This window comes from Roseomonas sp. CECT 9278, from assembly GCF_918698155.1.
Taxonomy (GTDB): Bacteria; Pseudomonadota; Alphaproteobacteria; order Acetobacterales; family Acetobacteraceae; genus Neoroseomonas.
In genome coordinates, this window is record NZ_CAKKLX010000050.1 from 25,082 (window position 1) to 32,625 (window position 7,544).

Annotated in this window: 6 protein-coding genes; 3 read left to right on the forward strand and 3 right to left on the reverse strand. The window is 73.7% G+C overall.

The annotated features are described in order from the left end of the window. The first annotated feature begins 8 nt into the window (after positions 1 to 8). Positions 9 to 209 (forward strand): DUF2892 domain-containing protein, encoded by a 201-nt coding sequence (locus tag LQ222_RS22330; RefSeq protein ID WP_230169060.1) that lies wholly within the window; start codon positions 9 to 11, stop codon positions 207 to 209. 200 nt (positions 210 to 409) lie between these two features. Here LQ222_RS22330 and LQ222_RS22335 read toward each other — a convergent pair whose 3' ends face one another. Beyond that, positions 410 to 919: a hypothetical protein gene (locus LQ222_RS22335; protein WP_230169061.1), complete on the reverse strand. Its 510-nt coding sequence runs from the start codon at positions 917 to 919 to the stop codon at positions 410 to 412. Positions 920 to 944: 25 nt separating this feature from the next. Continuing rightward, positions 945 to 2,675 carry a transglycosylase domain-containing protein gene (locus LQ222_RS22340; RefSeq protein ID WP_230169062.1) on the reverse strand — a complete coding sequence of 577 codons (1,731 nt, stop codon included), beginning with the start codon at positions 2,673 to 2,675 and terminating at the stop codon, positions 945 to 947. Between the two features lie 429 nt (positions 2,676 to 3,104). Between LQ222_RS22340 and LQ222_RS22345 the strand changes: the two genes are divergently transcribed. Both LQ222_RS22345 and LQ222_RS22350 read left to right on the forward strand, forming a co-directional pair. Beyond that, complete coding sequence (locus LQ222_RS22345) at positions 3,105 to 4,079, forward strand: tripartite tricarboxylate transporter substrate binding protein (protein ID WP_230169064.1); 975 nt, start codon at positions 3,105 to 3,107, stop codon at positions 4,077 to 4,079. Positions 4,080 to 4,251: 172 nt separating this feature from the next. Next, complete coding sequence (locus LQ222_RS22350) at positions 4,252 to 5,619, forward strand: globin-coupled sensor protein (RefSeq protein WP_230169065.1); 1,368 nt, start codon at positions 4,252 to 4,254, stop codon at positions 5,617 to 5,619. Between the two features lie 126 nt (positions 5,620 to 5,745). On the opposite strand, the gene LQ222_RS22355 is transcribed toward LQ222_RS22350, so the two are convergent. Next, positions 5,746 to 7,347: a GMC family oxidoreductase gene (locus LQ222_RS22355; protein WP_230169066.1), complete on the reverse strand. Its 1,602-nt coding sequence runs from the start codon at positions 7,345 to 7,347 to the stop codon at positions 5,746 to 5,748. Positions 7,348 to 7,544 lie beyond the last annotated feature (197 nt).

Here is a 7,544-nt window from a genome sequence, read left to right on the forward strand (position 1 = left end):
ATGGTGGCATGAGCTGCAATGTGGGTGGCGTGGACCGCGCGCTGCGGATCGTCGCGGGGCTGGTGATCCTGGCGCTGGGCGTGGCGGGGCCGCTCGGCTGGTGGGGCCTGGTGGGGCTGGTGCCGTTGGCGACCGGCGTGCTGCGCTTCTGCCCGGCCTATTCCATCCTGGGCGTGCGGAGCTGCGCGGCGGACGGCAAGGCCGCCTGACCGCCGGAACCGCGTCAGGGCCATTGGCCTGGCGTGCATTCGGCCCCGCTCAACCAGCTCCGCTTGAGCGGGTGATGCTCCGGACCATGGTCGTCGCGAGCATCCTTGCCCGCCCGCGCAATCCCGTCCGAACGCGTGACGCGCCGCACCAGGGTGTTGGCGAGCAGCCTTGCGTACTCGACGTACGAGCGGGAGGTGCCCTACGCCACCGCCGGCAGGAACATCGCCGGCGGGCCCGCGCCATGCGGCGTCGGCGCCGCGCGCAGGCTGATCCCGCCCGGCGCGGCGTCCATCGTCACACGCAGCCCGCCCTGCGGGGGGGCCGCCGCCGCGGCCTCGCGCGCCAGGCGCAGGACAAGCGCCTGCAGCTCCGGCGCCGGCATGGCGATGCGGCGCAGGCGCGCCGGCGCCACCACCTCGACCGTGCGGCCGGGCCCCAGCAGCAGCACCAGCAGGGGCTGCAGCAGGGTCAGCACCAGCGGCGCGTCGGTGCCCTCGCCCTCCGTCACCGGCGGGGCGGCAAGCGACAGGTAGGACTTGAACAGCGCCTCCAGCCGCTGGGTCGCCTCGCGCATGCGTTCGGCGCGCGCCAGGTCGCGCTCATGCGTGGCGCTGCGCAGCAGGATGTCGATGGTGCCGCCCAGCGCGGCCAGCAGGTTGTTGGCCTCGTGCCGGACCGGGCGGGCGAAGGTCGCAAGATCCGGGTTCATGGCGCGGCGCACCGTGCGGCGCCGGTCATCCGGGCCTCCGCGCGGTCTCCAGGATGTCGCGGAACAGGCGCGCCGGCAGTCCGCCGCCGGCCACGCCGTCCATCGGTGTCGCATCGTCGTTGCCGAGCCACACGCCCATCACCATCCCCCCGGCGATGCCGATGAACCAGGCATCGCGATTGTCCTGCGTCGTGCCGGTCTTGCCCGCCACAACGAGGCCCGGCACCGCCGCCGCGCGCCCGGTCCCGCGCGACACCGTCGCCGCCATCATGCGCCGCAGCGCCTCCGCCGTCTCGGGCGCGATGACCGGCGCGCGGGCGGGGGGCAGCCAGGCGATCGGCCGGCCCTCGGCGCGCGCCTCGGCGATGCCGAAGGGGGCCACGCGGTGCCCGCCATTGGCGAAGGGCGCATAGGCCACCACCAGGTCGAGCAGCGTGACCTCGGCCGTGCCCAGCGCGATCGAGGCATCGCGCGGCAGCGGCCCCGGCAGGCCCAGGCGCTGCGCCGCCGCCGCCACGGCCCGCGGCCCGCCGGCGCGCTGCATCACCCGCACCGCCGCGGTGTTCACCGAAAACGCCAGCGCGTCCTCGATCGTGATCTCGCCCCGCGCGCGCCAGGTGCCGTTGCCCGGCGACCAGCCGCCCAGCGTGAGCGGCCCGTCCGCCACCATGTCGTCCGGCCGCGCGCCGGCCTCGATCGCCGCGAGATAGACGAAGGGCTTGAAGGCAGAGCCCGGCTGCCGTCGCGCCTGGCTGGCACGGTTGAACGGGCTGCTGCGGTAGTCGCGCCCGCCGACCATGGCGCGCACCGCGCCGGTCGCGGCCTCGATCGCCACCACCGCCCCCTGCGCGACGCCGGCGGCGCGGCCGGGGCCGGCGAGCAACGCCTCGATCCGCGCCTCGGCCGCGGCCTGCAGGCGCGTGTCGAGCGTGGTGCGCAGCAGCAGGTCGGCGGTCGGCGGCGCGCGGTCGCCAAGGCCGTCGCGCACCCAATCGGCGAACCAGCCCGCATCGCGCGACGGGCTGGGCGGGAAGCGCAGGCGCTCGGCCTCGACCACCGCCTGGGCGGCGGTCAGCGCGCCGGTCTCGACCATCGCGTCGAGCACTTCCACGGCACGGCCGATCGCGGCCGAAGGGTTCACGCGCGGGTTGAAGCGCGACGGCGCCTTGGGCAGCCCGGCCAGCACCGCCGCCTGGCCGGGCGTCAGGCGCCGCGCCTCGATGCCGAAGAACTGCCGCGCCGCCGCATCCACCCCGAAGGTGCCCGCCCCCAGGTAGACGCGATTGAGGTAGATGGTCAGCAGCTCATCCTTGGTGAAGCGCCATTCCAGCCACAGCGCCAGCAGCGCCTCCTGGACCTTGCGGCGCAGGCTGCGCTCGGGCGTCAGGAACAGGTTCTTTGCCAATTGCTGCGTGAGCGTGGACCCGCCCTGCACCACGCGACCCGCCATGACATTCGCCACCAGCGCGCGCCCCACGCCGATCACATCGAGCCCCATGTGCTCGCGGAAGCGCCGGTCCTCGATGGCGATGAAGGCGGCCGGCACATGCGCCGGCAGGTCGCGCAGCCGCACCGTCTCCCCGTACAGGTCGCCACTGGTCGCGAGCAGCGCGCCATCCGCCGCCACCAGCGTGACCGACGGGCGCCGCGTGGCCGACAGCGCATCCTCGGGCCGCGGCAGGTCCCAGGCGAAGAAGATCAACACCACGAAGCCAGCCACCAGCCCCCAGACACCGAGGACGACCGACCAACGCAACAGGCGCGGCGCCAGGCGGCGTCGCGCACGAACGGGGGGTGCAGGTCGGGCAGGCACGGCGAGGGGGGCACGCCGCACCCGCGGCGCGACGGCACGGGGCATCAGGGGGTGCATAGCATGGCGGCGGCGGAAACCGGAGGGGCTTTGCCCCTGCGGACCACCCCACCAAGGGGCAATGGCCCCTTGGATCGCGGGCTGCTGAATTGGGGGAATTGGGGCGGGGCATGGTGTGCCCGTCGCGCCGACGCCCCTCCCCAATTCCCCCGATCAAGTCGAGGGGTCCAGGGGCCCTTGGGCCCTTGGCGGGTGGGTCCGGGAGGGCAACGCCCTCCCGGCTTGCGCCCACCCCAGGTCATGGCAACCTGCGCCCCTGCCGGCCCGCCGGCCAACAACGCCTGCCACGCTTCACGCCTGCCTAGGATGTTTCCGATGACCATGACACGTCGTGCCGCGCTAGCGGCTGCTACCGCCCTGCCTGTCCTGCCGCGCCTGGCGCGCGCGCAGGACTGGTCCCCGCGCGACACCGTGCGGCTGATCAACCCCTTCGCGCCGGGCGGGTCGCCCGACATCCTCGCCCGCGTCATGGCGCCGCACATGCAGGCGGTGCTCGGCCAGCCAATGGTGGTCGAGAACCGGCCGGGCGCGGGAGCGGCGGTCGGCACGCGGTCGGTCGCGCGCGCCGCGCCGGACGGGCTGACGGTGCTGCTGGCGCCGATCTCCTCGGTCATCGCGCCGTTCATGATGCGCGACCCGGGCTATGCGCTGTCCGACTTCAAGCCGGTGACGCTGCTGGCCACCACGCCCTTCGTGCTGGTGGCGCGGCCCGGGCTGTTCGCCGATGTGCGGGCCTGGGATGCGGCGGTGCGCGCGAATCCGGGGCGCTACAAGGCGGCGACCGGCGGGCCCGGCACGCCGCACCAGCTCTCGGCCGTGCTGTACCAGTCCATGTCGGGGGCCGACATCACGCTGGTGAACTACCGCGGCACCGCGGCGGGCCTGACGGATATCCGCGCCGGCACCGTGGAGTTCATGTTCGCCGACATGCCCGCCACGCTGGGCCAGGTGCGCGACGGCGGGCTGCAGGCGCTGGCGGTGAACACGCCGCAGCGCGTGCCCGCCCTGCCCGACGTGCCGACGATGGCCGAGACGGTGGCGCCCGGCTTCGAATCCAATTCCTGGGTGATGTGGTGGGTGCCGGCGGCAACGCCCGACGCCATCGTGAACCGGCTGAACGCCGCGGCACGCCACGCCCTGGCGCAGCCCGAGGTACGCCAGCGCGTCGCCGAGGTCGGCTTCGTGGGCGCCGGCGGATCGGACGTGGCGACAGCGCAGGCGCATATGCGGAGCGAGGCGGAGAAGTGGAGCGCGCTGATCCGCGCCCGCGGGCTGCGCTTCGACGACTGACGGACCGTTCCAGCCGCCTGCCCGCGGCATTCGCCGCCCTTCGAACGGGCTGTCGGGCACCAGCCGACGCACCCATCGCGCGGGCCTGCATGCCTGCGCATGGAGCGTGGATATAGAAGCCGAAAGGCTTCGAGTCACTAAACTGTCATCCCGCAATTCAGGACCTTGCGAGATGACGGAAAACCACCATGCGTCCGAGGCCTTCGACGGCGCCGAACGCACCCACTTCCTCGAGATCGACAACGACACCCGCGCGGCGCTCGCCGAATTCGGGCCGACCATCGAAGCCCTGATGCCCGAGCTGATGCGCGGCTTCTACGGGCACCTGAAGACCTGGCCGAAGCTGGCCGCGATGTTCGACGGCGCCGCCTCCATGGACCGCGCCGCCAAGGCCCAGACCGGGCATTGGGGGCGGCTGTTCTCCGGCCGCTTCGACCAGGACTACATGGACTCCGTCCGGCGGATCGGCCTGCGCCACAGCCGCATCGGGCTGGAGCCGCGCTTCTACATCGGCGGCTATTCCTTCATCCTGACCCGGCTGTTCGACGCCGCCACCCACGTCCATGCCAGCCGCTTCAGCCCCGCCGCGGCGCAGGCGCGGACCGCGCGGCTGATGCGCGCGCTCACCCAGGCGGTGATGCTCGACATGGACCTCGCGATCTCGATCTACATTGAGGAGAACAAGCACTCCTACGACCGCCGCCTGGCCGAGCTCGGCAGCAGCTTCGACGCGCGTGTCTCGGGCCTGCTGGCCGAGATCGCGCAGCAGGCGGAGGACACGCGCGGCACCGCCGACGCGATGGGCCAGGCCGCCACCGCCGCCACCGGCCGCGCCGAGGCCGCCGTCGAGACCGCGCGCGAGGCCAGCGCCAATGTGCAGACCGTGGCCTCCGCCGCCGAGGAACTGACCAGCTCGATCGCCGAGATCTCGCGCCAGCTCGCGCAGTTCGCGACGGTCACGACCGAGGCGGTGCAGGCCTCGGGCCGCACCGACGACACCGTGCGCTCCCTGGCGGAAGGCGCGCAGCGCATCGGCGAGGTGGTCAGCCTGATCGACACCATCGCCGGCCAGACCAACCTGCTCGCGCTCAACGCCACCATCGAGGCCGCGCGCGCGGGCGAGGCCGGCAAGGGCTTCGCGGTGGTCGCGAGCGAGGTGAAGTCGCTGGCGAACGAGACCCGCAAGGCGACCGAGACGATCGGCGCGCAGATCGCCGCCATGCAGCGCGCGACCGGCGACGTGGTCAGCGCCATCGGCGCCATCGCCACGTCGATCGGGCGCATCAACGAGGTGACCACCGCCGTCGCCGCCGCGGTCGAGGAACAGCGCGCCGCCACGGCCGAGATCTCGCGCAGCGTCGTCGATGTCGCGCACGGCACGCAGGCGGTCGCCGAGACCGTCGCCGCGCTGCGCACCGATGCCGAACAGACCGGCGCCGGCGCGGCGCGCACCAATGGCGCGCTCGCCGCGCAGGCGAACAAGGTCAGGGCGCTGCAGCAGGAGGTCGCGGACTTCCTGCAGCGCGTCCAGGCCGCCTGACGGGCGGCGACGCGGCCGGGGAGCGTTCGGCTCCGCCGGCTGTCCGGCGGGAGACATCACTGGCATCCCGGCCCGGGGAACAGGGCCGGTGCCGGCAGTCCCGAACGGTCTCTCGCAGGCGGCCTGTCAGCCGCGCATGTCCTGCGCGATCAGGTCGGCCGCCTTCTCCGCGACCGACAGCACCGTGGCGTTGATGTTGCACACCGGGATGTCCGGAAAGACCGAGGCATCCACCACCCGCAGCCCGTCGATCCCGCGCAGCCGCAGCCGCGCATCGAGCGGCGCGCCCGCATCGCCCCCCATCCGCACCGTGCAGGAGGGGTGGTAGACCGTCCCGCCGGTCGCCTTCGCGAAGGCCAGCAGCGCGGCGTCGGTCTCGGCAGCCGGGCCGGGGCGGGTTTCGCCGGCGACGATGCCGCGCAGCGGTGCCGCCGCCATCCAGCGCCGCGCCAGGCGGATGCCGCGCACCACGCAGTCCTCGTCCGCGCGTTCGGTCAGGAAGCGCGGGGCGATGGCGGGCGCGTCCTCGGCGCGCGGGGATCGCAGCGTGACGCTGCCGCGGCTGTGCGGGCGGCATTGCCAGACACCCAGCGTGAAGCCCGGTTCCGTCTCCGGCACGCCGATGCGGCCATCCTGCCAGGACAGCGGGCCGCCATTGATCTGCACGTCCGGCGCCTCCAGCCCCTCCTGCGTGCGTGCGAACAAGCTCATCATGCCCGGCGACCAGGTCAGCACGCCGCGGCCGGTGGTGGCCCAGCGCAGCACCTCCCACGCCAGGCGCGGCCAGACGATGCGGCGATTCGCGCTCCAGCGATGGTCGGCCAGGCGGAAGCTCAGCCGCGCGATGTAGTGGTCCTGCAGGTTGCGCCCGACGCCCGGCGCATCCAGCACCGGCGCGATGCCATGCGCCGCCAGCACATCCCCCGGCCCGATGCCCGAGAGCTGCAGCAGATGCGGCGAGCCGATCGCACCCGCCGACAGCACCACCCCGAAGCGCGCGCGCAGCAGGCGTTCCGCGCCGGCCTGGCGCACCAGCACGCCGGTCGCGCGCCCGTCCTGCACCACCACGCGCTGCGCCATCGCGTCGCTGACCACGTGCAGGTTCGCCCGCCGCAGGGCCGGCACCAGGTACGCCCGCGCCGCCGAGACCCTCCGCTGCCCGCGCCTGGTCTGCTGGAATGTCGCGAAACCCTCCCGCCGCGGGCCGTTCATGTCGGCATTCACCGGCAGGCCGATCGCCTCCGCCGCCGCGGCGAATTCGCGCAGCAGTGCGGGCGTCTCGGCCAGGTGCTCGACCGGCTGCGGGCCACCCGCGCCGCGTCCCTCGCCACCACCGGCGAAGGATTCATGGCGCATGAAGTACGGCAGCAGGTCGTCCCACCCCCAGCCCGTGCAACCCTTCTGCGCCCACAGGTCGTAGTCGGACGGATGCCCGCGCACATGCCCCAGCCCGTTGATCGACGACGACCCACCCCAGACCCGCCCGCGCGGGTAAGCCAGTGCCCGCCCACCCGTCGCCGCATCCGGCTCCGTCCGGAACCCCCAGGTCAGCCGCGGATGATCGAGGATGCGCGCATAGCCCGCCGGGATGTGGATGTAGGGATGGCGGTCACGGCCCCCGGCCTCGATGACCGCAACACTCGCGCGCCCATCCGCCGACAGGCGGTTCGCCAACACACACCCCGCACTGCCGGCACCGACGATGACATGGTCGAAGGTCTGGTCCATGGCCGCATGGGAGCGCGCGCCGGCGCGGCGGTCCAGGGCGGGGAGGGCCTTGCCCTCCCCGGACCCCACTCACCAAAGGCCTAAAGGCCTTGTATCTTCCCCTTGCCGTCACGGCCTGAGACGGCGAGGCTGGAGGTGGACGGGAGCCCGCGCAGGCCTTGGGTGATCGAGCCCGCTCCAGAGCAAGGGACCCCGTC

Excerpts from the sequence above, each read along its gene's own strand:
- LQ222_RS22330 (WP_230169060.1), top strand. The coding sequence starts at position 9 with ATGAGCTGCAATGTGGGTGGCGTGGACCGCGCGCTGCGGATCGTCGCG.
- LQ222_RS22335 (WP_230169061.1), bottom strand. The coding sequence starts at position 919 with ATGAACCCGGATCTTGCGACCTTCGCCCGCCCGGTCCGGCACGAGGCC.
- LQ222_RS22345 (WP_230169064.1), top strand. The coding sequence starts at position 3,105 with ATGACCATGACACGTCGTGCCGCGCTAGCGGCTGCTACCGCCCTGCCT.
- LQ222_RS22350 (WP_230169065.1), top strand. The coding sequence starts at position 4,252 with ATGACGGAAAACCACCATGCGTCCGAGGCCTTCGACGGCGCCGAACGC.
- LQ222_RS22355 (WP_230169066.1), bottom strand. The coding sequence starts at position 7,347 with ATGGACCAGACCTTCGACCATGTCATCGTCGGTGCCGGCAGTGCGGGG.